Here is a 25,079-nt window from a genome sequence, read left to right as displayed (position 1 = left end):
ACAACGAGGTGAACGGGAACATGAGGACAGACTACATTGGAAATTACCTTGAACAAAAAGCATCCCAATACTTAAGGACACTAAACATTCGATTACCCAGTGACTTAAATATAGAACGGATATTCACATTAGAAAACCTAGACTATCGCTTAGGAAACGCCTCTAGCTACATTGTCGTGAATGAGTATCGCCTCATCACTATCAACAAGCAGAAGACTCCTAAGCAGCAACATTTTGAATTTCTACACGAGTTAAGCCATAATCATTTTGATCATCATAAATACTTAGCCCGATGTGATAACTTCGAGCAAGAAGCTTGCCATTTTTCATTATACTTAGCCGTACCAATTCATATGTTCCAATTTATCAATTTCGAATCCGATAATCTGGTTCAAGAAGTCAGTGATCTCTTCAATATTCCCGAAGAAATCGCGTATCAACGTCTCCAAAATATTTTCGATAACTGCAATTATTACAATATTTTTTTTACTCGCAAAAAGAACATACGTTCCAATAGGAGGAGTTATTATGGTAATTAAGAAAACCGACAAGGGGTATATACTTGATGTTAGCCTAGGATACGATCCAGTTGCACAAAAACAGCGCAGAATAAAGAAAAAAAACATTAAAACCAAGGCAGAAGCCGAACATTTGCAAAGTTATTACAAACAGCAATATTTCCAAAATAACTTGGTGACGAATTTAAAAGTGACCTTTGACCAAATTGGTGATAAATATTTCGCGAATTATACTGTAGATCAAAAGCTTACTTATGTAAGGACTCAAAAAGGATACTATAACCATAGAATTATGCCTCATTTTACAGGGAGCTTAATTTCGAAATTAGAGAAGAAAGACTGTATACAATTCAGAGATATGCTACTAAATGAGGATGAGAAGACACGTTTATCTAATAATAGTATTAATAAACACATGATCTTGCTGAAAAAACTCTTTGATGTCGCTATTGATGATAACCTTATCCTTCGAAACCCTTGCACAGGGATTAAGAAATTGAAAGTCGTGAAACAAAAAATGAAATTCTGGACTACTGCTGAATTCAGGTGTTTTATTGAAGCTATCGATGAAAAAGATCATGTTGATAAAGTATTCTTTACGACGGCTTACCTAACTGGGATGCGTGCTGGAGAAATGTTGGCATTGCAGTGGGAAGATATTGATTTTGGACGAAATGAAATTCATGTTTCTAAAACTATGTCTCGTGTGGGCGGCGAGAATATTGTCACCACGCCAAAAAGCACTAATAGTAACCGCTACATTACTATTAATGCGAAATTAGCAAAGATGCTTAAGGGCTGGAAAGATCGTCAGGAAGCTTTATTGAAATCCTATTTGATAACCGATTTGAAAGATATTACTGTTTTTCAGTACAGTATTAATACGCCTATACGTGAATGTTTTGGGACGAAAAAGATCACGAAAATTTGTAAAGTGGCTGGACTGACCCCTATCAGACTGCATGATTTTCGGCATTCACATGTCGCATTATTAATTGATAACCACGAAGAAATAACTGTGATAAAAGAACGGATGGGGCACGCTAGTATTACTACAACAATTGATACTTACGGACATCTATTCCCAAATAAGCAAAAGAGTATGAGCGATAAATTTGATAATATCTTCTGACCCAATAGTATTCAAATCCGCACAAATTTCATTAACTGTCCTAAATATCTATCAATTACTAAAATAGCACGTTAAAGGGATATTATAAGTATCCCTTAAATACGCATCCGTTGATAAAATTATTTGATTCATCGAGCTTGTCATTTTAGCCCTAGACACCCCTGGTTGAACAATCGATATTTCAAAATTCGTTTCAAACCCTGATTTCACCATTTTTTTTAACATATGCAAAGTCTGCAAATCCCCTTTTTCAAAGCGAGTTTCACTATCATTCCCAAATCTCTTATTTTCTCTTAGTATCATCCGCTGAACAAGCTCTAGTATATTATCATTCCACATGATAGATTTTTCAGCTTGTCCACATACCTCATACAAATCTTTAACCCTTGCTCCAGGAAGGGCTCCACTAGAATATTTACAGTGATATAAATGAAAAGAGACTCTTCGTAGCTCTTCGTCAATTTTAATTGAAATAATATCCGCAATCTCTCCCGTCCCATCGTCATCAAATATAACATCCGATGATTGATCTACAATATTATGTATTGTAGCATATTGAATTGAATCTGATTTTCTTACTTTACCCTGGGACTCTGACCTAATATTAACTCCTAATGCACCCCAATCAATTGAATATATAGCATCTGTAGATACTTTAAGATCTCTTTTAGCCTTAATTACTGTTTTCAAGTTCTCTTGCACCACAACAATAGTTCCATCAGCCTGTATAAAAGATATTTCGGGCGAATATTCATGAAGGTAATCTGACATCTCAACAGTTCGAGATCCCAACTTCACCTTTAACTTCTCACCCTCTACCTGTTTGAAGCTATACGTATCACCATCTATATTCTGCTCAAAAGCAAATTCTCTAGCGTTTATCCGAACATCAAATCGTATTTTCCCATTTATAACCTTTGGATTACTTACATCTGTTTGAAAAAAAGGAAATAGTTTATCTTCTTTAGCAAGATACAACTGTTTAGAAGGTGAATTCGACACCTCTAACACTTCGGGTAATGATATTTTATAGGGAACCCCTTCTGGGAATTCTTTAATAACTTCTAAAACAAGTGAATTCTCTAATATGGTACTCGTATCAATACTTTCATCTAATACTTTCTCACTGATTTTCTTGCACCAATCTATCCAAAAGCTAATTCGCTCTACCCATCTCATCCAAACCTTCCCTTTATAAGAACAGCCCACACTAATGCGTTCTCCATCTTGATAACCATAGCCAAACAAATTCGATTTAGTTGAATTTGATACAACTGCTTCATTTATACCAGACTTAATATCTGTACCTGCGAACATTCTAAAACTAATTCGACCATTTGGAACTTGTTTTAACCCTAAAGTCCCTATCATCAATCTATTAACTCCATCTAAGATACGATAGACTGAGTCTCCTTTGATATCAACAGCTTCCGGAAACATTTTACCTACAAGACGATTTCCCTTTCCAGAATCAGTTTCATTTATATGAACAACCCCATTAGCTTTATCGAAAAATAAAACAAAGAAATCATAATCATATTCCACTATATCCTTTTGTTCCGACCAGACTACTTTCTTTTCAATAGGCTCGATAAATACATACTCTGAGTCTTCTTTATTAATGAACCATATGGTCTTTTCTGGATCTAAAACTTGTTTCCAACCGTCTTCATAAATTGACTTTGATAAATTTCTAAACATCCGTGTACTTATCTTCATTTTTAGTTGTGATAAATCTATATCTTCGACATGACCTTTTTCAAACTTGTTAACAAACTCCCCAAGCTCTACCTCTTTATCCACAGCTTTATCCGAATGAATATTCAGAAGTCTATTCCAATCAGAATCTTGACGATACAACTCTTCAACTGATTCTTTCAAATCGTCTAGCGCCACATTAGTAATAAGCTTGGCATTTCCTAATTTATTATCGCTAGTTCTGGCAAATCGCCCAATAAACTGCAATGTAACTGGCAATGATTTATATTTATCATGAATTGCAGCAATCTTAAGCGTCGGAATATCAATACCTTCACCAAACATATTAACGCATACAACAATTCGTGAACTACCATTCTTAACTTTCTGTAGACTTTCATTTCTCTGCACGCTTGGAATACCTGTATGAATCAATACAGGATTAAATTCTTTATACTTAGAATATATAACTTCAAACAATTCATCAGCGCGCTTACGACTATTTGCTCTAGCTAAAAGTATGTGCTCATAGCCAAGATTAATATCTTCTCTCAAACAGTCCACTGCTACTTTCGCAATAGCTTTGTCTGATTTACGCTCATCGAATTCCTGTATAGGATAAAAATCAATTGGCTTAAAATATTGGGATTCTTGAGCTAGGCCTAAACTGTAATTGAAAATAATTTTACCATCAATTTTTTTACCATCATTTCTAAAAGGGGTTGCTGTGAATTGTAGAATTTTTTTCCCTAAAAACTTTTCTCTGACAGTCCTCCAGTCGGGAGCTCCAAGATGATGCGCTTCATCAAATATCACGACTTCTACTTTTTCGGACAATTGGCTCAATAAATTGGCAGATAAATTCTTAATCATCCCTGGAGTTGAAACAATGATATTTGCCTTATCAAACGCATCAGAAAGAATTTCCTCATCCTTATCACCTACTTTTGCTTTATAAAGTAAAGTTGTTGGAAATATGACTTCGTCTGATATCATTCCCAATTTGGACAGAATACCAAATCGACTAGTCCCCTCAAAGATTTGTTCACGTAAAAGATTAGAAGGAACAATAATCAATGTTGAACATATTCTCTCTGAAATAATGGTAGTATACATCGTTTCAGATTTCCCGGTTCCAGTAGGCAGAACAATTGTAGCAGGTGCAATTGACGTAGCCCAGTGCGCTCGTATTGCGGATAGCGCACCAAATTGGGGCAGTCGTAGTCCAATCTCTTCTTTACTCCGAGAAACTTTTTCTTGATACCCCTTTTTCCAGCTCTCCAAAATCTGTTCTTTGCTAAACAAGATGCCACTTTCATCAGCACACATACTCATTTTATTTCCATTTCCAATCTTTGAGTTTAAAATTTTATATTTTCCCATTCTTCTCCCTCTTCCTGTCATGTTGTTATTTCGTTCCTTTCATTGATAATAGTATAACAGATATTAGCATATAATTTCCAAATTTTTGTCGTATATAGACAGGGTAACATTTCACTCTTAGTAGTTATTAAGGTAGCATTTTCAGAAATGTTAAATCCTTTATGTGTTAATTAACCATATACTAAGGCTTCCTTAAATTCATTTAAATTTTCTTCATAAGGATTTTTCAGGATTTTCACAAACATTTTCACGCACAAAAAAGCCCCAACAGACGTGATATCCGTTGAGGCTCTAGGATGGGTTGTGAGGGGATCGAACCCACGACCCGCTGATTAAGAGTTGCATATTTTCTTATTTACAATTATTTTTATTGCTATCACTAGGTTTAGCTTGTGAAAAAACAGTATTTATTACATATCTTATTATAATTATTGCAAATAATTTGCAAAAAAATGGCTAGTTTTAATAATTTAAAATACGAACAATTACCTCGCCAGGTACTTCAAAAACACCTTTAACCCCGAACAATGCCTAGCGATTCCCCACAGTCTATTTTATAAAATCTCTAATTATCCCATAACGAACTAGGATATTCAGCAGGCTTCCCGTCTCTTACTCTTTTCCTATTCGAAAGAATCGTATCCTGCATGATACTTAAGAATTGATGGAATGCATCAAAAATATCCTCAAACTCATACTTCCCAATTACTCCTGCCCTATCCGCTGTCATGTAAACCTCAAATATATCTCCAATTTTTTCTATTCTAATTTGATATTCTTGTCTGTTATTCTCCGCTCCTTCAAAAATGGAATACCTTAATTCCTCATAACCTAATATCTGAATGTTATCCTCTAAAATCTTTTTATATTCTCCCATTAGATTACCGTTCATTTTGCTACCTCATTTAAAAGTCCTAATTTTTCATACCAGTCGACTACAGTTCCTAGTTAAATTTGAGATAGATACTTTCTTATTTACAATTATCTCATACTATCACTAGATTTATCTTGTGAAAAAAATGCAAATTGTCATGACCAATAAGTCCCCACAACAACACTAATTTTTATAATGAACTAAATCATATGGATAAAACGGAACTTCTTTTAAATTAATATCATCCAATCCCATTATCTTAGCTATCGCTCCACTCTCAAAACTCCAATATCCATAATAAAGTTTTTCCTTTTCATTATGAATATCAAACCAGCCAGAATCTGCATTTCCTTGGTACCATTTCTCATTTAAATAAGTTTTCAAATTTATCACAGCACTATCCTTACTTACACCTATAACCTCTTTCAGAAACATGTATGGCTCTTCGTGTGAAAAATGGTCATCCTCAAAATCAACATCTCTATCTCTGCTGTGTAGTAAGTAGCTTAGTAGAAAATCTCTCTGTTCACCTTGCAATACTAAATTTTTCAACATACCAAAAGTAACTTCATCAATCTCAAGCATGATACCTATTGATACCATCCAAAGTACATCCGAATAACTCGAATCCATATCCCAAAAATCACTCATATTACTAGCTATTTCTCTATATTGACTTTCCAATATATCAACTCTTTCCCCACTAGAATACCCTGCGATTAATATTTGGAATTTTAGTGCTTCTATCTTTTCTTTAACGGCAAATATACGATTTTCTGCTACCTCATTTTCATCTAGCTTTAGTTGGAATTTTTCAATTCGTTTTTCTTGCTGTTCAATGTAATCTTTAAAATACAATTCGTCTTTAATATGATCTCTAATCATGACTTACCACCTTCTTACTTTATAGCATTTCCTTTCGAATCTAGCTTAGTAACAGTAATTGAACCGTCTGGAGCAATATTAACCAACTCTCTATCATAACCTTCTAAGAGTATATCATCTGCCTTATCAATTCCAACTGATTTTTCTAGTCTAACACCTGTTTTTCCACCATTAGTCCAAGTATCACTCATTTGCTTACCGTCTTTTGTTTTTCTTAATTGAGAAGTGCCATACTTAGCTTCTGCAATAACATACTTTGGCGGCGGACTTGAATTTTCGTACACGCCATCAATACCTTTAACAATTTTATCATTCAGTCCTGTTACGCGGTCTCCACTAATTCTTTTGTAAGTAGTACTCTCAAAATGAACATCCATTTTCATCTCGCCATAGTTACCTTTACGCTTGTTTGTAACTAACTGTACTTTACCACTTTCGACCTTCTTAATAATATTGAATTGCGTTGTATGGACCTTTGGAGGAATCGTATTCATTTTTATCTTTAACTCAGACTTCACACTATTTAGATTATCTTTGGAAAAAACGCGCCCGCGAGCACGCACAGCCACTAGACTTGTTGCTAAACCAGCTATGATAGAAAAACTCTGCGCTTTAGTAATCGGTTCATCTGTGAAATAATACCTACCGTCTAATGCGGTTTTTATAATTTCAGCATCGACATCTTCTTGCTCACTCTTCACTTCTTTAACGGAGCCGTCTCTTAAGCCATCATTATATGCAATCGTCGCCTCTGCACAGTCTGCGTCTGTCTTTCCATTCTTCGTCAACACCCAATAGCTCCCTTGTAATGTCTTTTCATACTTACTAAAATCAAACGTCTTCGCTTTTTTCGGTGCTAATGCCCCTAGTTTTATTTTCGTTGGCTGGAACATATGGGAGGATACATTAAATGCAACACCGCTTTCAATCTGCGCAAGGCTTTGCTTCACTTGGTGTAAATCCATCAATACATCACGTAACATATTTCGATGCGTGGATTCAAAGTGCTCATATTTTTCTAGTATCTCTTCTTCTTTACGATATTGCCCCATCGCCGTCTCCATACCTAATCGTAAACCAATATTCTTTCCAATGGAAGCCATACTATTAGCCGCGGAGTTGGTATCTGCTTTCAATGCTTCTATTTTGTTTTCATACTTCCGCATATCTGCCTGTAATTCGTACATTCGTGCTAAATCGAGCTTAGCATTCATCGAGGCATCCACTTGTGAATAGAAATCTGAAACGTATTTTTTTAAGCGTCCCTCGGCATCCTGCAAGCTATTTTTCGTAGCTTTAATAAGCGGATAGTACACATCTCGATAGTATGCCTTTGCTTGGTCGCCTATTTCTCCTTGAATATCCGAATCGGACAAAAAACTACCAATCGCCGTCTCTCGCTGATCTAATTCTTGTTGCACCCGCTTAGACTCGGCGATAAATACCGACACAAAATTATGTATTTCTGCAATGTCAATGCGCGCCATTTTTCGCATTCTCCTTCAATTTCTCCAATTGGATTCGAATTTGTCGCTTTTCCTCGATGATGGCATCTTCTAACGCATTCACGTATTTACGCGTCTCACGCCATTCCTCTTCCGCCGCGTCTTCCAACCTACTCATCGTTTTATCCGCTTTCTCCCCTTGCCAAGCCTCACTAAAGTTCACCAGAATATTCGCTTTATCCCGATTCAATTGAATCAGCCCTATCTGAATATCCTCCAACTTTCTCCGTTTATTAACGCTCTCTTCTAATTGTTTTTCTAGTAATTTTCTCTCTTTTTCCATCTTCCCTATGCCCCCCTAATGATTATTTTTTACTACCTAAATCCAATCCCGATTGCAACATCTGCCCTAGTACTTTTTCTGATGCCACGAAAGCTTTTTCTACATTCTTCAAATTCTGCCCATCTTTTACAAACGCACTAGGAAACGCTTGCAAAAATTGAACCATCTCCATACAATCATAGACCAATTCCTGCGCAGTTCCCGTGGAGTAAGCAACATTAGGGCGTAACTTGAATGCCAAAGCATCTGGATTCTTCCCAATCACCGTTGCATGTTCTGATAATCTGCCACTTGGTAGCTGTATTTTCTTTGCCACTTGTTACTCAATCCTTCCTTATTTTAGTGTCCATGGAAATATTATACCATATTACCCTAATAAAAAAAGCTCAATTCCAGTTTTAGAAATCAAGCTTTCTACTTATCCAAAGAAATATTCCCCAATAAATTGGTAGCTTGACTCAGCCTTTCTTTAACTTAAGGTCAATACCGTCGTTAGCAATTTTATTCCAGCATCACATGTTTTAATGGCATCGGGTAGTAATTCAAATAATGTACGTGCACGCGATTTTTTTTGAGCCTCAATTGCTTGGCTAACATTTTCTAAATCTGATAGAGTTTCTTCCTTTTCCACACTAGTTAATGCTCTATTACTTTTTATAAAATCTCGTAAGTCATCAAAAATTTTAGCATACTCTGGGTTACTATTTATTTTCTGGCTGAACATCTTACCATTATTCTCATGAGCTATATTTGAATTACTAACATCACCATTAATAGTTATCTCACTTTTCATATATACCACTCCTTTCAAAGCTTCTTCTGGCATTAAACCATCCTCTACCAAACGTTCACCACTCCTATACCCATCTGGGGAAGGTATCTTGTCATTTTTTTTTTTTCATCTTTGGTAGCATGTTGCCGAGCATCTTGTTGATAATCAGAGTTAAAAGAAAATACAAATACCCAGAATTGCTCGTAGTCCTCAGCATCACAGCGCACACACTCCGTGTATATGTCTGACACATCTGTATCAAGGTCTACAACCTGATTTTTATGCCCATCTGGGCATAAGAGCATCTTTTTTAATTCTAATTCACTTCCCACCTTATTACGCAAAAATAAGAATAAGGATTCATAATCATCTTCTGGAAGGGAAAGTGCTGCTAAAATATGCTCTACCGTGAAATTTTGTAATCCGACTTCTCTTTTAGCCCAGTCTTCAAGAAGCCCATTAACATCAATCATAGAGAATCTACTCATATTTTCCCCTCCTCATATAATAAGTTTATTTTTACCAAATCAAGCTTTTTCTAAAATTTCTGCCTGCTCTTCACGCTCAGCAATAGTGAGCGCCTCCCAAAAATAATCAAAAATAAATTCCGGCATTTCTTTAGAAAATTTATAAAAACCTCTTTTATAATTAATTTCAAATTTTGTTTTAACAGCAAAACTTGTTATGGGCTCTGTAAAATTAAATATACAAGTCTCGGAATTATTATTATCAGTAGGTAGACCCATTTCATTCAAAGCTTCTGTTATTCTTTTACATTCTTCATCCGAATTTAAATCTATTCCTTCCGTACCGTTTAGGGTTATACTACCGATACTAGAAGGTGTATCAATATCTCTGGATATAACTCCTGCTGACACCAATTCACATATTCTCATTGCCGTTTTTTTTGTTGTTTTCGGAAATGTATATGGCTCTGCTTCTGAAGGTAACAGCATAAGATCCTTAATAAACGTGGTATATTTCTTTGTATACGAGAATGCACATCTATGCTGAATTAATTGGTCTGTACCAAAATGAATTACCAAAGAGGTAAACTTTGCAGACTCAAGGCTTGTTGATCCATAAGCCTCCTTCACTTTTCTCGAATTTTTCTCGACTATAGTCATATAAACATTCTCTGCCACCATTTTAATAGCACAGATTTGAGGTCTATTCAATAATGGGGGTTCCCAAGCTGTATTTATACTCTCTGCCATAATTATGTCCCTCTTAACTAAGCTGTCAATAAACTGCTGTGCTGTTCTCAAATTATTTGGAAATCCATCTGGAAACTTCCACAATGAAATATGCTTACTCGAAAATTGATATTGTTGATTTAAGAATTGTAATTCTTCTTCTTTACCGATTTTACGTATCTCTTCTATAACGTCTTCTCGTGGTTTTTGACCCGGTTTCACACCATGTAAAGAGGCAAAGCGATTAATAATAGGGGTTTCTAAATAAATGTATTCCATTAATTCTCCTCTATTCTGTATATAATGTCTTCCAAATTTTATTATATACACAAAAGGAATTTTTTTCAATGTAAATATGCAGTATTTAACTTTATAGCTATAATATCACAAGTATTTATAATTGTACAGAACATACGTTCTTTTTGTGTCAAAAAAAAACAATTAACTAAAAAACCAGTCAATACAATAATAAAACGCTTATTGCACATTCGTTTCTACATAATCAGGTTTCAGCCCTTCAACATTTCCCACATTGGATAAATTCATTTCCCTGCTACTGACAACATGGTATAAATCTTCTTCTAAATCATCATCATTTTTTGTAAATGGATATTCAACAAGCACATATTCCCCATCATTATATACTTTAAAATTACATTCTGCACGCTTTAAATTTCTTTTCATATCAGCAAGTTTAAAACCTTCGTTACACTCTTTTATCGACATTTCAATTTGCTTATCATATTTATTTTCAGAAGTATCATTACTGCACGCTCCTAAAATCAGCAAACAAGCAACCCCCGTTAAAACTATCATCTTTCTCAAATTATTCACTCTCTCTTTCTAATTTTAATTATATCCTAGTACCAATTCTATATACATAATCTAACATTGTCTATATCTTACTATTCTATTTACCCCTGTTTTTCTTAAGAAAAGTTAAATCCTCAAAAAAAAGACACAACTGCATTAAATTATGTCTTTTTTTCACCTATATGATAAATCAAGATGTGACATTCATAATAGTTAATTCGCTTACTTTGTCAGCTTCAACTTTTGTTTGTAATATCATACGATATTCATTCTCTTGCATGTCATACGTTGTCTTAATTTTCAAATCATTTATGAAGTACACAATACCTTCCGCTACTTTCACATATGACACTTGGCTCATAATTTGAGATGCAACACTCGAATTAACATTCGATTGCGACGGAAAAGCATCCGCTAATACATTTGTTGTGACCAGTTTTTTTACGTGTGCATAACGCTCCGATTGCTTGGAATACGTCAGAAATGCATCTAAAAAGCTTGTATTTAAAGCAATAGCTTTTTTCTCAATTTCCTGCTGATTAATCACATGTTTTTGCGCATTATGCAAATCTTGAATGTTTGTTTCTGCCTGCCTATACTTCGCATAATACAGAAACAATGTGGCAAGCAAAGACATAATAACAATCACTACTACTATCTTTTTCATCCTATCCCTCCTATTTCAAAATCCGTCCAAACCCAACAAAATGAGCTTTCCAATAAGCATTGCTTAATGAACTATATTCCACACCTGAATCATTGCTATTATACATACGACCATTTCCAACGTAAATACCTACATGCGTAATAAATTTACCTGCATATGTTCCCGAAAAAAATACTAAATCCCCCGCCTTCGCTTGTGATTCCGTAATTTTCGTAGCTACATTATATTGTTCTTCCGCCGTCCTTGGCAGAGATACATTTGCTTGTTTATAACACCATTGCGTTAAGCCAGAACAATCAAAACCAGAATTAGCTGTATTACCACCCCAAACATAAGGCTGTCCTTGATATTTAAGCGCTTCTTTCATGATTACATCCATCTGTTTTGAAGATGCGACATTGGCACTTGTAGCCACTAAATAACGCCTTACATGCTGTACATATTCCGCGTCACCGTAATTATTCCACCCCATCTTACTCGCCATTACGACGCTAAACTGCTTAGCAAGTAACGGCGTATACTTTCCGCCTCGACCATCCTGCACCCAACTGATAAAACCACCTCCAAAGTTGTAAGACTGCAACGTCAAATCAACATCTCCTTTTGCTTTTGTTAAAACAGATTTAAAATGATTACAACCAGCATCAATACTCTGTTCTGGATCAGTAATACTATTTGGGGCTAATCCTAAACTTTCACTGCTCTGCATCACATCAGGAACACGCCCACCACTTTCTTGCATGGTGAGCGCCATTAGTATATTAATTTGTGTTTCTAAGCCGTATTTTTTCGCATATTTTTCAAACAAAGGACGGTAACGCTCTACGTCAGAAGATACCGAAATACTCGACGCCGTTTCAATATTGTTCGAAGGCATCGAAACCGTATCATCATCGCCCGTTATCAACATAATAAGCATTAATGGAATGAGTAAAATGGGTAAAATAAGCGCACTAGCTAGCTTGATATATGTTTTTATCCCCATCATAACCCTCCTCTGGTTCTGGTGGCTCCATCGCCTCTAAAGAATCAAAATACTCGTCATCATACGAAGCGTAGTCCCCTTGTGACGTACGGTCAAAATCTTCCGAAAAAGATGCCATATCTATCACATTATCCCTATCTCCATCCGAAGCATCAAAATGCGGAGCTTTAATATCAGAACGAACATCAACATTATGATTCATAGGATGCTCTAACACCAGTGGCGAAACTGGTACATCCGCAGGAGATTCACTTTCTATTGGCTCATGCTCTATTATTGATACAGATGGCGTGTATTTACTCGTTCCAGATGATTCTTGTTGTACTGATTGGCGTATCGAGTCATCTTCTGACATAAATTCACCGTTCACCTCCACCATTTCAATTTGAGGCGTTCGCTCATATCCTAATGCATCAAAATTATTTCCTTCTAACATGTTCGGTGCATCTGATATTTCTGGATAATTTTCACCAAATGAAAATTGAGGCATATGGAGTTTTGGCATTTCTGGTATATCCATTTTAGGCAAATCTAATTGCATATTTTGCATCATATTTTCAGGTATATGATTATCAATCGATGTAATCGCATCACCCGTTACTAACTTAATGAGTTCATTTCGGTATTTCATCAGCAAAAATATGGACGCTGCCACCGCAATAATATTCAATGCGTACATACCAATCGATGTTGGTGGCAATAATTTATCCATGACTGCAACAATAAGATAAATAAACAAAATGAATAACCCAACAATACATTTCATAAAAGCGACCGCGAGCATTTTTGTAAATGTATTTAACAAGCTATTTGAAAAACTTGGCAGAATACTCAAAATTGCCGTAATCGCAAACACCAGAGCCAACACAACAAAAAGAATCGAGATTAATGGATTTAGAAAAGCAATCAACACCAACGGAATCCCAAGCAAGATGCTAAACAAAAAACTAATGAACGCTATTGCCATTTGATAATCCACATAGTTTGATGACATATAAGGGTTATTTTTTGTATCAATCTCTGAACTAATAACTTTTTCCTTCGCTTTTTGCCCCTCTTTCGTATCTTTATAGGACAACAGTTTATCCACCCTGTTCTTATCCTTCTGAATGAGTGCCGATTTATCTGGAGTTCCATAATTCATAAGCAAATATGGGCGCTCCACAATCAAATCAAAGTAAAAGTTACGCATCAATGACAAAGAACCTTCCAATTCTTCGCCTTTCACCACTTTTTCTTTTGAATCTGCTGTAAATGACGTGCCAGACTGCATAATCACTCCCTGCGTTTCTTCACTCAAATGATTGACTACCTTCAGGTAATAAGACACGTTGGAAAACCACAAAAAACCCAAGCCTATAACTAGAAATAAAAGCATCGCCTTTCTAAATGCCTCTCCATGATTCTGCTTCACTGCAAAAATAATAAAGATTTGAATAACCGCAATTGTAAAAAACAGCACACCAAATTTTTCATTTAAGCCATGGAACAATTGAACGGAAATATTAGCGATCATATCAGATACTTGATTGACTACATCCATGGAATACAATTTATCCACACTCGTGTCTACCACATTTGCCACAATCTTTGTAAGCGAAAAGAAAAAATTAGTCAGAGCGTTCATCGCACTTATGATTTTTTTATCAAAAAAACCATCGTCAGATGTATCAATATTGGCGCGATAATTCGCATTTGGATAGTATTTACTATGCAACGTAATTCCTGCGACCGTCACAATCTTTTTTTGAACTGTCGTTTTTGCTTTCAGTTCTTTCGCTTCTTGGGCTTGAATGTCCCGTGCCTTTTTATCTGCCTGCTGTTGTATCGTCTTATCCGATGCTTTTTTTGCTTGTTCCTTTGCTTGCTCTGAAAATGTCTTATCGGACACTTCCGCATTGACCGTTTGTGCAAATGTACAAATCGTAATAAGCACGATGCCTATTATCGCAAAAATTTGCTTCATGTTATCACTCCTTACGATGCAAATTTAGATTCAGCTTCGGATGAATGTGTATGTTCCACCGTTTTAAATGCCTCTGTCCATTCCTCAAATAGGCAATGCACGGCTAATTTGCCAGTACGTCCGTAAATGTCCTTAAATAAGCATTCGCCTTTAATCATGTTTGCTAACATCGTTTCGTTCGCATTCGGTTCTTTTTCGTTTACCTCCAAATTCAAATAACGTAAGATGTCCTTCCGCTCCGAATCTTCATCAAACGCAAAATTCACACCGAAATTTCCACTATCTGCATCCGTGTTACAATCGTTGACCGACTGCGTAACTAGAATCAACATATTATTGAATTGACGACCAACGCGACGCATTTCCATGATTAATTTCGCCCCTTGTCTCGCCGCCGCCAACATCCAAGCTTCATCGAAAATAATCGCTGTTTGTTGCTTGCGATTCTCCTTCCCAAATACACGGCAAAATTTAGAAAGTGGTATCATTAACGCCACCGCTTTCTTCTCACCGCTATCATAAGAATCTGGATTGACTTCTTTATCTGGTAAATCTAGCCCCTTGATACCTAAGATAGTCGTATCTGCATCCGTGTTTAGCCCTTTCGTTTCACCCTTTGAAAATACAAGTTGTAAAATGCTATGTTTCACTTCCACATCTAGTAATTTTCCCGCGTTTGAAACCGCCACATTCTCATGCGAAATCATACGCTCAATCACATGCATAAAGCCGACTTTTTTACCCTCTTCACGTTCTCTTACTACTTCATCGATTTTTTGAAGTAATACACGTTTTATATCGTCTTTATTGTCTAAATTATAGATTTGTTCAATAATCGCTTGCGCCGTGTCCTTCGCTTCTGAACCTTCCAACATAACTAAGGGGTCAAGCACGCCATGGCATTCTGGATCATCTGCATCTAAATTTACATAATTAAAAGACTTGAGTTCTTCACAAAACAACGGATATTTCTTCTGAAACACGGGGTCTTCATAAATACGCTTAAACTGTTCATATACTGCCGTTTTCGGGTCTACGTATAATGTTTTTACTTTCAATTTCGAAAGAAACATTAGTAACATATCAACTAGGAATGATTTCCCTTTGCCAGTTTGCCCTGTAATCGATATGTGCGGACTATCTGTAATAGCCCCTTCAATTCCTTTATTCGCCACGTAAGGATGGAACAATACAATATCACGACTCGAATAGACAGAATCTTTCATCGTATCGCTACGCTGTAACCGATTTAAACGCCCAAGATAAAAACCAACATTGTTTCCAATTCGTTGACTGACAGCAAATAAATTTTCTGCAAATCCTGCTGTCGTCGTCTGTTGTAGCCAATTTCGACCCTTCAACGGCTCCGCAGGTAAGAATTGATAGAATAGTTGTAATTGGTCAGCGCTTGGCTGTAACGACACTATTTTACGTTGTGCCAATACACGCGTAACATATTTTGCACGTTGTTTACACGCTTCTTTTGTTACCCCAGTAACAACAATTCCGCATCGCCATTGTAAAAATTTTTCATCTGCGCTTAACTGATTTTCTAATCGTTCCATTAAAGCACGGGACTGCTTGACAGAATCTTCTACGTTGCCCCCTTGCTCCATTTTCTCTTTTCCCATCACTTTCATGCGCTTCATTGTCGTGTTGGTCTTACGTAACATCGTCCCCTTTTCTCGGAACTGGGCTTTAATACGTACTTCCGTAGAAAACGGAAAATATTGCGCGCATTCAAACACATGAGAATAACGCATATCAGCATGAAAGGAATCAACAACAACATGCGTCATATAACACTCGCCTTCGGCTGTCTGTAATTTGATATAGCCCGCTTGCGTAGGATCGATAATACTATCCGTTATCGAATGAATATCGCGTTTCTGTGATTCTCTTTCAACGGAATGTTCCATATCTCGAATAAAATTGTACCGATTCACATAAACTAATTCATCCTCTGATAACTTTTTCGCTTTTATGCTACTTGCCAATTGGAACAAATCATTTTCAGCAACTTTAAAACGTTCAAAAAAGGAGTCATCCACTTCTTTCACTAAGTTAAAAATGGATAAAATGGTATTTTCAACAGATGAAATCGCGTTCGTTACTTGCGATTTAGCATCATTTTCATGCATGACGTTCTTTTTCAATTTCACGCCTAAAATGAAGTCGTATCTAGTTACACGCCCTAACTGCTTTTGTAGCATCTTTCTAGACTCATCAATGTAATAATGAGCCACTTTACGACGATTCGCATCAATATCTTGATATAACGTGTTATTGATGCCCTCCAAGTCAATTCCTTTCGGAATCATTTGTAATTCAAAATCGTGATACTTTTCCAGTTGTGAGAAAAAATAATCGAAATCATTTTTAACTTTTTGCTTTCCCTCTTGGTTCCCCGTTGGAATAAATTGCGGAGACACTTGGTAATAAGCCCAAATGTCCCCCGTTTTCGTTAGCAACAAATTATCTTGCACAGCTTTAAACGGTGTTTGTAATGCCACGTTTATCACTTCCTCTCTCGTGTGCGCATCGTTTGGTTCATATACAACACTTCGGCGTCATTAGAATATTTTTTTCGTCTTAACTTGATGGTAAAAAAATATGTTGCATAATCTCTCAAAAAGAAAAATAAATTTTTTCCATCTGGATTCACTTGTAGTAACAAACCTGAAAAATAAAACGGAATCAAAATATAAATCACTAATGATAACCCTGGTATAATACCATTTAATGCTGAAATGACATTGCGAAATAACAACAATAGCGCGAATAAACTTAGCATCGTTACAAATCGAGAAAGCCTCACACCACCAAACGGCATCTCTACTTTTTTGTAGATTTTTCGGAGAATGATTGGATGTTGAAACGCTTGTTTATAATTGAATGTCTCTTTCATTAGAAAAGCAACTCCCAAATACCTTTCACTGCGCCTAGTAACTTTTCGGGACTTGACACCGAAAAATAGACAACACCAGCAAAAATAATGAAACCAATAAAAGCACCGATTTTTTGCATACACAGAAATACAATGGCTAAAACTGCTGTAATAATGATAATAGCATTAGCCCCTTGATCCGTAATGTATGTTCTAATCCCATCTAAATTAGGCAATTGAAACGCACCTAATACCAATTTCAATTGCAAGTACTGCAACATGTTCATTTAATTTCCTCCTAACGTATGCGTTAATTTTGAGACAAAATATTGTCCCTCTTTTTTCGATAAATCCAAGGTGAAATTTTCAACATCCGTACCAGATGACTGCTTATCAGTGAAAGATACTTTCACTTTTACTAAAACACCTTGTTTTTGATTGTATGCACGCATAGAAACAATTTCTTTGTACTGCTTCATCCCGTCCAACGTCTCCGGATTTTTCATCATGAATGCCATATCTTCTTTCGTACCACTTGCGTAATTCTCAAAAAAGTTCTGTAAAAAAGATTCCACTTTTCCTTGTTGTTTCGTTGATACTGCATCTAAATCTTGATTCGCACTATCATCTGTCACGACGTCACCATTGCTTGTTGCCAAGTTTGGGATAGTTGTATAGTAAACAGCATCCACGACCGAATAAGCACCCTTCACAGATTGCACAGGTACATGCACCAAACATGTTACTTTCGATTTCACCTCCTTTGTGTACTTTTCTGTTATTTTCTTTTGAACTATCTTTTTTCCTTGTTTAACTGGAACTTGCTTTATACGCGTAGCCATTTGATTCGTTATATTGTTATAAGCTACTTGATAAATCAAAACGGAGTAATTCTTTTTTTTCTCAACATCAAACAATGAACTACTTATTAATTCGCGCGCGCCAACATTCGAAATATCTTCGAGTGGAAAACCATTCGCAAAATATTTTTTCATGCCATCCGTATATGATTCCTGTTCCATCAACAACGGGCGATGGAAATATGCTTTAATAAAATTTTCTGCGAAAATCTCCATTGGTCTATCTGTTGTGACTGACACCACCTGTGCATTCACATTACTTGCTTTAGTTGATTCAATTTCTTTTAAAGCTCTTACACTTTTAAAATAGCCAGATAATCCCGCAAATCCTACAAGAAAGATAGTCAACCAGATACCTCTACGTAGCCACTTGCCACTAGACTTATTTTTCGGCAATTTCCGTTTTGGTTTCGTTTTTTTCTGTATTTTCCGAAAATGTTCAAAGGTATTTTTCATCATTTTTTTTGCCTTTTGAAACACATGCTCACCGCCTCATTTTGAAATAATTTGATTCTCGGCTAAAAATTCAAGATGTTTTTTTACTTTGAACAACATAGAACGTACGTCCCTGCGTTCGGCATACACTTTCACATGCGACATTCGCCCATCTTTAAATTCATATCTCGCTTTGTAAAATGTATAGACGTACACGCCAACAGCAGGCACCATTTTTCGAGGGGGAAATTCCCCCTCAACAAGTAAGGTTGTATGCTTTCCAATATCCCGCGTGTATAGTAACTGCGGAATGGCAACATTGAAGCCCAGCCGTTTCATTTCTTTGTCTAAACTGTTCATACTTTTACACTTCCTTTACTTATCTTGGTTGTGTACCATCCCTAAAGTCGCCAGTATATCCAAATGTTTCGCTATATTCTTCTTTTTTCTGTATTTCATAGGTCGCTTCAAAAATTTCTTTTTTTATCGACCAAAAATCATCAAAATTACCTCTGATAACAAAAGAACCTACCGTGACATGATGCTCGCCCTCTAATGTATTTACGTATAGTTCATCATCTTGAAAAGAAAAGCATGTTTCAAATTTTTCAACCGAGCCCGCAAGTGCTAGCAATCCTTGCACACTTTCTACATTTTTCCCAGTATACTCTACTGCCACCGCAGGAATTGGTTTTTTTACAACGTTCATAATTTCATTCATTTTTTTCAGCTCCTATTTCCTTATTTTTCTATCCATAAAACTCTGAAATTCATGCCTACATAACCCTCTCGTTGCAAAGCATCCGAAACAAAATCAACAATCACCAACATTTCACGACCTGTAAAATTGGGAAGGTCTGCATTATCTGCATAATCGAACAAGGTATTTCTTGGCTCAATTTCTCGCAAGTAGAGCACATCCCCACGTTTATAGTCACGATCATTGTATCGCGTTTCAAAACGTTTTCTTTCGGTGCAAATTTCTTCAAAATGTTGCTTTAAAATCTTTAGTTCATGTACCCGCAGATTGGCAGGCAATCGAGATAACAGTGTATTCGTAGTAACAACTGGTGCCTCTTTCATTCTTCCTCCTCCTCATACCGTTCTTTCCATTCAGAAGGCATGGCATTTTGTAAACCGTATTTAAAAAATTGTAATTGTGTTTCAAGAATAAAAATGCTTTCATCTTTTTCACGGTAAAACTTTGCCCTTGCTTTTCTCGCTTCTATATCCTTTTCTACTTTTTGCAACATTTTCTTATCGAACATCTTGTTTTCCTTCTTTCTCTAATCATCTTTTAAAAAAACTACAAACCCCCTCGCCGTCGGGAACTCGGCCAATGTTGAAACCATTGGCAAACATTAGCGTGTAGGGCATATGCTCATATCAAGCTCTTACAGCTCCTTATACTCCCTCCTTCGTCAGTCCGTTACCGCTTTCAGTTCTTGACATTTCCTGTTTTATCCGTTTTTCAATAATGATAAATGAGGCACATTGTTTTTTTCAAACAAAGCAACAAGCGCACTTTGCAATAACTCATTGACATCCATTTTATTTTCTTTCAACGCGTCTGGTTCTCGGAATAAAGCCCTCGCGTGTTCTAATGACTGATACAAATTATCATGCACTAAAATAGCACGTTCTCGCGGTTTATTTTCAATACTAGAAGGCTTTCCTTCCAGTAAAGAACATGTTTGTAAATAACACTGCAAATCAAATCGGTGTTTTTTATTAATAACCGCAGTATCAATAACTTCACGAACAATATCCTTCCCCGTATATCGCTTAATCTGCTCGGCAATCCACAAAGACGGTCCAACGCTCGTAGCCATCCAACCGTAAAAACGAGGAAAATTCTTCTCAACTGGTTCCATTTTCAGCTTAATTTTACTCACATCCGACATAAAGTATTCCCACGGTTTCCACGTTGGACAATTCGCTTTCTTCTCGTTCGTTTTAGCTTCAATAAACCGTAATTTGTGGTTAAGTATCGGTAACGCAACATCCATCACATCCCGAATCGCTACCAGTTTATACGCTACTTGAGAAGCCATGTCTTGCCGAAATTTCAACTCATAACGGTTCCATTTTCCTAATTCCTCTAGCTTCTCCATGCCAAATTTCGAGGCTTGCTCATAATTTTTCTCGTAAAAGGTCATAAAAAATTCACTTTGACGACTTCCGAAATCAATCGTATCGCCCCGTGTGGTACCATCCGAAAGTTCGAAAGAATCATGTCGCTTTGCAGTACGTAACCGCGTTTGACACAAGCCCTTTTTAGACATGTCAATCAATCTGCCGATTTTGAAATATGTTTTTCGGTCATCAATGGCTAAATCGATCCGCGTAAAGTGCGCTTCCGTATTGATAGCCGTCGTTACAAAGTCGAACCATGTACGATTTTGTAGCTCTAAAAATTTTTCAAATTGCCGACATCCTTCCCCTGTCATCATCAGTTGATAATACAGAACTCTCGTCCTGTTTTTATCCTCTGTTCGAAAAATACGAATGTCATCAAAGCAGAGAAAGGATGCCCCGCCTTTAATACCAGGTCTTGCATCTTCGACCATTAAATCAAACGGGAATCCTAACAGTTCCTCACAAATGCGTTCCGCCGTTATATCTTTCAACGTTAATTGCATCCAATCAATGCACGCGGATAAATACGCTTGTTTACCATCTTTCTTTTTTTGGCTATCTACCCACCTTTTAGTATCGGTGGGTTGATTCGCTTCGCTCATTATTTATCCTCCTCTAATATTACTTCTCTTATTCGTGTCCGAGGCATAGCCTCGTCGACTGTCTCTACAGCTTCTTTGGCGCTTGGCGCTTCATGCGCCCACGCCGCCGCCGCTGTGTCAGTCAGTTTGGCAATCTCACTTCTAAAATCATAATCAGACGGCACATGCGGGCTGTAAAAACTCCTTACTCTCGTGGTAACACCATCCATAAAGCAGTAACCGCGTCCTTTTTCGCCTTCAAAGGATAAAAACGTTTTATCTACACTGCCGAACGCCATGCGATACCCTTCGTCTGACATTGAACCTAACGCTACACGCAAACTTAACTGGTCGCGTACATCCGCGGGCATAAATTTTGCATCTGGTCGTTGTGTCGTAAGAATCATCAAATACCCCGCTTCACGACCCATTAAAGAAATTTGCCGTAAATATTTATCAAATTCTAGTTTCTGATTTTTGTCCAAGCTTTGTTGTAAAGCAACAAATTCATCCATTACTAATACAACTGGTTTTATTTTGTAGTACGTGAAATCCTTTCCCGCTTGATAATCGGAACGTTTACGTATGCTTTTATAACGCTCTATCATCGCTTCACTTGTTGCCTTCATATCTTTTATGATGTGTTCTGCTTCCGTAAATACTCCGGGGATAACATCACTTAATGACGATAACGCCGAGCGTTTTACATCGTAAATCGATACTTTAGCCCCCATTTTCAGCAAATTAATCACGAGTGTAAACAAGAAGAACGTTTTACCGCCCCCAATCCCCCCAACGATAAGGGCATTTGGAGATTTAGCGACATTCCACATAAAATCTTTCATTAAGGCAATAGCATAGCCAATTGGGGCTGTCTGTTCTATGCTGATACGGTCATTTTTAAAACCTAACCGCAAATCATACACCATGTAGCTATTTCGAGTGTATACACTATGCAAATCGCCTGAAAACATATCTTCTAGTTCCGCAGACAAGTTTTTAAATTTATCATGGAACTTTGACCCATCCAACTGGATTTCTAACTGAATTTTCCGCCTTTTTGCAATGACATAGAGTTTAGGATAGTAGACAACTTTCCTTCGCATCTTATGCTTATTGTTAAACATCGACACTACCGCCACATTATCAATCAAGTAATACCGTCCAATATAAATCATCTTTGCTACACGTTGATACACTAGTAATTTAAAACGGATAAATGGTGTTAAAACGGCGTTCAACATCAGCGCCAATATACAGCCTACAACCAAACTTCTAACAACATAGCTATTCATTTCTACAGTTTTCGTTAGATGATACATTAAAAAAAAGGCGAGAACAAAAGCACCCATTGTGATTCCAAGTATGAAATATGCTACTAGGAAACGCATCGATGGCTTTATTCGAACGCCTTTGTATCTAAATAATTCTTTCATCAAGTAATTCCCCTCCAAATCTCTGGAGCCATTTGTTTTAATTCTTGCAAATATTGATTGTAAAGATGCAACATAGGATCATATAGAAGTACGAACAAAACAACCACAACACAAGTCAGTTTTCCTATTCTTCTTGAGGCAGTAGCATGTCCTGAAAAATCAAGACAAAAGCAGACAAATGCTACCGTAATCAATATCATCATGACAAGTTGCAAATTTCCTTCTATAAAGGACATTCTTCTCCTCCATTCGACATTTGTTATCTTTCATCGCGATTCCCAATACACGAAACTAGCCAATTATATACGACACTCACCATTCTAAAGATGGTTCGGAAAAGACGCTAGACATATTATTACAATTGTTATATACTGTAAATATGCTATTTTAATCTTACTACAAGGATGTGAATAATTTGGACAATATAATTAAATGGTCACCTGTACTAGCTATTTTTGTTGGTATCACTCAAGCTTGGTTTATACAAAGAGACAAAAAACTTTCCATTGTTGCCAGTGATGCTCTGAAAGATGCCTACTTACCTACGGAACAACATTTTAAAGTATGTTTCTCCTCTGCCTTTACAAAGCGAAACAAAGATAGAAAATTACTCGAGATTCAAACCTTACTTATAACACTTGAGAATTTGAGCGCTAATCTTTATTTTTCAAGCCCATTCCTTATCAATTTAAAAAAAATAGCAACTAACGGTTCTTTTATGAAAATAAAGAAATTAAACAAACTACTAATCGCTTGCTCGGATGATTATTGGTTTACATATGAAAAATATCGCTCCGCTTCGGGCTTTCAAAAGCTTGGTTACTCCACCAGAAATTATCAAAATTTATTCATCCGACGAACACATAAACTAAGAATACAAATATTCTATTTTTCAGTTATGCTTTTAAAAGGATTGGGCATTATAATTATTGTGATAGCTATTGATGTCATCTTAGCTATGTTATCCAAATAAAATAAATCGCCCAACCAATTATATTAATTAAAAGCACAATGACAAATAAAATAAGAAAACGAACATTTTCTATTAGCAAAGCACCTACTAGAACAAGCATGAACATTGGTAAAACAATTAACAAAAAAGAAATATCCATTTCATCACTCCGTCATTCCCTCTAAAATAGTCGTAGAAAAATGGTCATTCATACATATTCATTAAATAGCTGTCATACCCGTTCTATACAGATGTGACAGCCTTGATTATACACATATGAGAACGGCATCAAAGATAAGTCTATTCCTTCTTGTTCAAAATCATAGTCGCCAATAAAAGCAATCAGATAAAAACAATCAGATACTAAGCAATCCACGCCTTCCGCCTTCTCCCATACACGGATATTCAAGAAGTCGCCTTCTTTAAAATATATATCTCTGCTATCTATGGACAAAAGATAACGGCGCATGTTTTTACGTTCGTTTAAAGAAACACGACCGTTATCTAATGCCTCTTTTGCTCCTGTTAAACGTTCATTTACAACAACAATATCCATTGCAAACACCTCTATTCACCTTTACTTATTAGGTGCTTTCACTTCTTCTTTTTTGTGTTCCATTTTTTCGCCATTTTCATTTGCAAGAACATCCGAAGGGTTCACAAGCTTAACGCCTTCACAATTAAATCTATCTACAAGCGTTCCCCTTGCATTGCCGTTAAAACTCGTTGCCGAAGCCGTTGGATCATACGCTAAATTAATTAGTTCAACAGGTGCATAAGGCTTCATATTCGGCGTTTGCTCCCGAGAATCTACTTTTACAGTAATGGATTTCCCAAGAAACGGCGCTCCGATTGTGTACTCAATAACGTAAGTCCCTTCTAATTTAACAAACTCTTGTGTATCTCCTACGCGTTGATATTTATCTTTGGAAGTAGCCCCCATAAAGCGCAGCTCGCCCAAGTTTTCCGCAATTTGGTCTTTCGTCATAACAATTTTCATTTTCATTTCCTACTTTCTTATTTATATTTTATTCATTTATTAATGACAAATTTATATCCATACGCTATAATATAAGTGTTCAGGTTATATTATGCGTCTTTGATAAGTTCGT

Annotated in this window: 29 protein-coding genes; 3 read left to right on the top strand and 26 right to left on the bottom strand. The window is 36.4% G+C overall.

Annotation, left to right across the window (positions count from 1 at the left end; all coding sequences use genetic code 11):
- The first annotated feature begins 20 nt into the window (after window positions 1-20).
- Together HPK16_RS17170 and HPK16_RS04260 are read left to right on the top strand one after the other, a co-directional pair.
- Window positions 21-539: an ImmA/IrrE family metallo-endopeptidase gene (locus HPK16_RS17170; protein WP_181675774.1), complete on the top strand. Its 519-nt coding sequence runs from the start codon at window positions 21-23 to the stop codon at window positions 537-539.
- Complete coding sequence (locus HPK16_RS04260) at window positions 529-1,650, top strand: tyrosine-type recombinase/integrase (RefSeq protein ID WP_181675773.1); 1,122 nt, start codon at window positions 529-531, stop codon at window positions 1,648-1,650. The genes HPK16_RS17170 and HPK16_RS04260 overlap by 11 nt, the downstream gene beginning before the upstream one ends.
- A gap of 51 nt (window positions 1,651-1,701) precedes the next feature.
- Here the strand turns inward: HPK16_RS04260 and HPK16_RS04255 are convergent, their stop codons facing one another.
- The 24 genes from HPK16_RS04255 to HPK16_RS04140 form a co-directional block, all read right to left on the bottom strand.
- A complete protein-coding gene (locus HPK16_RS04255) occupies window positions 1,702-4,731 on the bottom strand; it encodes a DEAD/DEAH box helicase (RefSeq protein ID WP_181675772.1) in 3,030 nt (1,009 codons plus the stop codon).
- A 565-nt stretch (window positions 4,732-5,296) separates the two neighbouring features.
- Window positions 5,297-5,623, bottom strand: a complete 327-nt coding sequence (locus HPK16_RS04250) for an Imm59 family immunity protein (RefSeq protein ID WP_181675771.1) — start codon at window positions 5,621-5,623, stop codon at window positions 5,297-5,299.
- 165 nt (window positions 5,624-5,788) lie between these two features.
- On the bottom strand, window positions 5,789-6,490 hold the full coding sequence (locus HPK16_RS04245; protein WP_181675770.1) for a PoNe immunity protein domain-containing protein: 702 nt from the start codon (window positions 6,488-6,490) through the stop codon (window positions 5,789-5,791).
- Between the two features lie 14 nt (window positions 6,491-6,504).
- Complete coding sequence (locus HPK16_RS04240) at window positions 6,505-7,977, bottom strand: T7SS effector LXG polymorphic toxin (protein ID WP_181675769.1); 1,473 nt, start codon at window positions 7,975-7,977, stop codon at window positions 6,505-6,507.
- Window positions 7,964-8,278, bottom strand: a complete 315-nt coding sequence (locus tag HPK16_RS04235) for a hypothetical protein (RefSeq protein WP_181675768.1) — start codon at window positions 8,276-8,278, stop codon at window positions 7,964-7,966. The genes HPK16_RS04240 and HPK16_RS04235 overlap by 14 nt, the downstream gene beginning before the upstream one ends.
- Before the next feature lie 22 nt (window positions 8,279-8,300).
- Window positions 8,301-8,594, bottom strand: a complete 294-nt coding sequence (locus tag HPK16_RS04230; RefSeq protein ID WP_181675767.1) for a DUF3130 family protein — start codon at window positions 8,592-8,594, stop codon at window positions 8,301-8,303.
- Between the two features lie 153 nt (window positions 8,595-8,747).
- On the bottom strand, window positions 8,748-9,122 hold the full coding sequence (locus HPK16_RS04225) for a hypothetical protein (protein WP_181675766.1): 375 nt from the start codon (window positions 9,120-9,122) through the stop codon (window positions 8,748-8,750).
- Window positions 9,116-9,538 (bottom strand): hypothetical protein, encoded by a 423-nt coding sequence (locus HPK16_RS04220; protein WP_181675765.1) that lies wholly within the window; start codon window positions 9,536-9,538, stop codon window positions 9,116-9,118. The genes HPK16_RS04225 and HPK16_RS04220 overlap by 7 nt, the downstream gene beginning before the upstream one ends.
- 39 nt (window positions 9,539-9,577) lie before the next feature.
- Window positions 9,578-10,525 carry a hypothetical protein gene (locus tag HPK16_RS04215; protein ID WP_181675764.1) on the bottom strand — a complete coding sequence of 316 codons (948 nt, stop codon included), beginning with the start codon at window positions 10,523-10,525 and terminating at the stop codon, window positions 9,578-9,580.
- Window positions 10,526-10,723: 198 nt separating this feature from the next.
- Window positions 10,724-11,071, bottom strand: a complete 348-nt coding sequence (locus tag HPK16_RS04210; RefSeq protein WP_181675763.1) for a cystatin-like fold lipoprotein — start codon at window positions 11,069-11,071, stop codon at window positions 10,724-10,726.
- 178 nt (window positions 11,072-11,249) lie between these two features.
- Entirely contained in the window at window positions 11,250-11,726 is a 477-nt protein-coding gene (locus HPK16_RS04205; RefSeq protein WP_181675762.1) for a hypothetical protein, read from the bottom strand.
- A gap of 10 nt (window positions 11,727-11,736) precedes the next feature.
- Window positions 11,737-12,711, bottom strand: a complete 975-nt coding sequence (locus HPK16_RS04200) for a bifunctional lytic transglycosylase/C40 family peptidase (protein WP_181675761.1) — start codon at window positions 12,709-12,711, stop codon at window positions 11,737-11,739.
- Window positions 12,680-14,677 carry a CD3337/EF1877 family mobilome membrane protein gene (locus HPK16_RS04195; RefSeq protein WP_181675760.1) on the bottom strand — a complete coding sequence of 666 codons (1,998 nt, stop codon included), beginning with the start codon at window positions 14,675-14,677 and terminating at the stop codon, window positions 12,680-12,682. Before HPK16_RS04195 ends, HPK16_RS04200 begins: the two co-directional genes overlap by 32 nt.
- A gap of 11 nt (window positions 14,678-14,688) precedes the next feature.
- Window positions 14,689-17,190, bottom strand: a complete 2,502-nt coding sequence (locus HPK16_RS17080; protein ID WP_181675759.1) for an ATP-binding protein — start codon at window positions 17,188-17,190, stop codon at window positions 14,689-14,691.
- Between the two features lie 5 nt (window positions 17,191-17,195).
- Window positions 17,196-17,585, bottom strand: coding sequence for a TcpE family conjugal transfer membrane protein (locus HPK16_RS04185; protein ID WP_181675758.1), 390 nt, complete (start codon window positions 17,583-17,585; stop codon window positions 17,196-17,198).
- Window positions 17,585-17,851 carry a TcpD family membrane protein gene (locus HPK16_RS04180; protein WP_181675757.1) on the bottom strand — a complete coding sequence of 89 codons (267 nt, stop codon included), beginning with the start codon at window positions 17,849-17,851 and terminating at the stop codon, window positions 17,585-17,587. The genes HPK16_RS04185 and HPK16_RS04180 overlap by 1 nt, the downstream gene beginning before the upstream one ends.
- A complete protein-coding gene (locus HPK16_RS04175) occupies window positions 17,852-18,883 on the bottom strand; it encodes a conjugal transfer protein (protein ID WP_181675756.1) in 1,032 nt (343 codons plus the stop codon).
- Window positions 18,884-18,916: 33 nt separating this feature from the next.
- On the bottom strand, window positions 18,917-19,219 hold the full coding sequence (locus HPK16_RS04170; RefSeq protein ID WP_181675755.1) for a hypothetical protein: 303 nt from the start codon (window positions 19,217-19,219) through the stop codon (window positions 18,917-18,919).
- Window positions 19,220-19,238: 19 nt separating this feature from the next.
- Complete coding sequence (locus tag HPK16_RS04165) at window positions 19,239-19,580, bottom strand: hypothetical protein (RefSeq protein ID WP_181675754.1); 342 nt, start codon at window positions 19,578-19,580, stop codon at window positions 19,239-19,241.
- 20 nt (window positions 19,581-19,600) lie between these two features.
- A complete protein-coding gene (locus HPK16_RS04160; protein WP_181675753.1) occupies window positions 19,601-19,942 on the bottom strand; it encodes a DUF3850 domain-containing protein in 342 nt (113 codons plus the stop codon).
- Entirely contained in the window at window positions 19,939-20,127 is a 189-nt protein-coding gene (locus HPK16_RS04155; RefSeq protein ID WP_181675752.1) for a hypothetical protein, read from the bottom strand. The genes HPK16_RS04160 and HPK16_RS04155 overlap by 4 nt, the downstream gene beginning before the upstream one ends.
- Before the next feature lie 192 nt (window positions 20,128-20,319).
- Complete coding sequence (locus HPK16_RS04150; RefSeq protein WP_181675751.1) at window positions 20,320-21,600, bottom strand: replication initiation factor domain-containing protein; 1,281 nt, start codon at window positions 21,598-21,600, stop codon at window positions 20,320-20,322.
- Window positions 21,600-23,015: an FtsK/SpoIIIE domain-containing protein gene (locus HPK16_RS04145; protein ID WP_181675750.1), complete on the bottom strand. Its 1,416-nt coding sequence runs from the start codon at window positions 23,013-23,015 to the stop codon at window positions 21,600-21,602. The genes HPK16_RS04150 and HPK16_RS04145 overlap by 1 nt, the downstream gene beginning before the upstream one ends.
- Entirely contained in the window at window positions 23,015-23,251 is a 237-nt protein-coding gene (locus HPK16_RS04140) for a hypothetical protein (RefSeq protein WP_181675749.1), read from the bottom strand. The genes HPK16_RS04145 and HPK16_RS04140 overlap by 1 nt, the downstream gene beginning before the upstream one ends.
- 179 nt (window positions 23,252-23,430) lie before the next feature.
- Here HPK16_RS04140 and HPK16_RS04135 point away from each other — a divergent pair, with 179 nt between their 5' ends.
- The gene (locus HPK16_RS04135) at window positions 23,431-23,988 is read left to right on the top strand and encodes a hypothetical protein (RefSeq protein WP_181675748.1); all 558 of its coding nucleotides are present in this window, start codon (window positions 23,431-23,433) and stop codon (window positions 23,986-23,988) included.
- A 211-nt stretch (window positions 23,989-24,199) separates the two neighbouring features.
- Here HPK16_RS04135 and HPK16_RS04130 read toward each other — a convergent pair whose 3' ends face one another.
- Together HPK16_RS04130 and HPK16_RS04125 are read right to left on the bottom strand one after the other, a co-directional pair.
- The gene (locus HPK16_RS04130; protein ID WP_181675747.1) at window positions 24,200-24,523 is read right to left on the bottom strand and encodes a hypothetical protein; all 324 of its coding nucleotides are present in this window, start codon (window positions 24,521-24,523) and stop codon (window positions 24,200-24,202) included.
- A gap of 21 nt (window positions 24,524-24,544) precedes the next feature.
- Window positions 24,545-24,967, bottom strand: a complete 423-nt coding sequence (locus tag HPK16_RS04125; RefSeq protein ID WP_181675746.1) for a hypothetical protein — start codon at window positions 24,965-24,967, stop codon at window positions 24,545-24,547.
- Window positions 24,968-25,079: the final 112 nt, after the last annotated feature.

Origin of the sequence: Paenilisteria rustica, from assembly GCF_013820765.1 — a bacterium.
Taxonomy (GTDB): Bacteria; Bacillota; Bacilli; order Lactobacillales; family Listeriaceae; genus Listeria_A; species Listeria_A rustica.
Note: the sequence above shows the minus strand (reverse complement) of the source record. Positions and strands in the feature narration are given on the sequence as shown.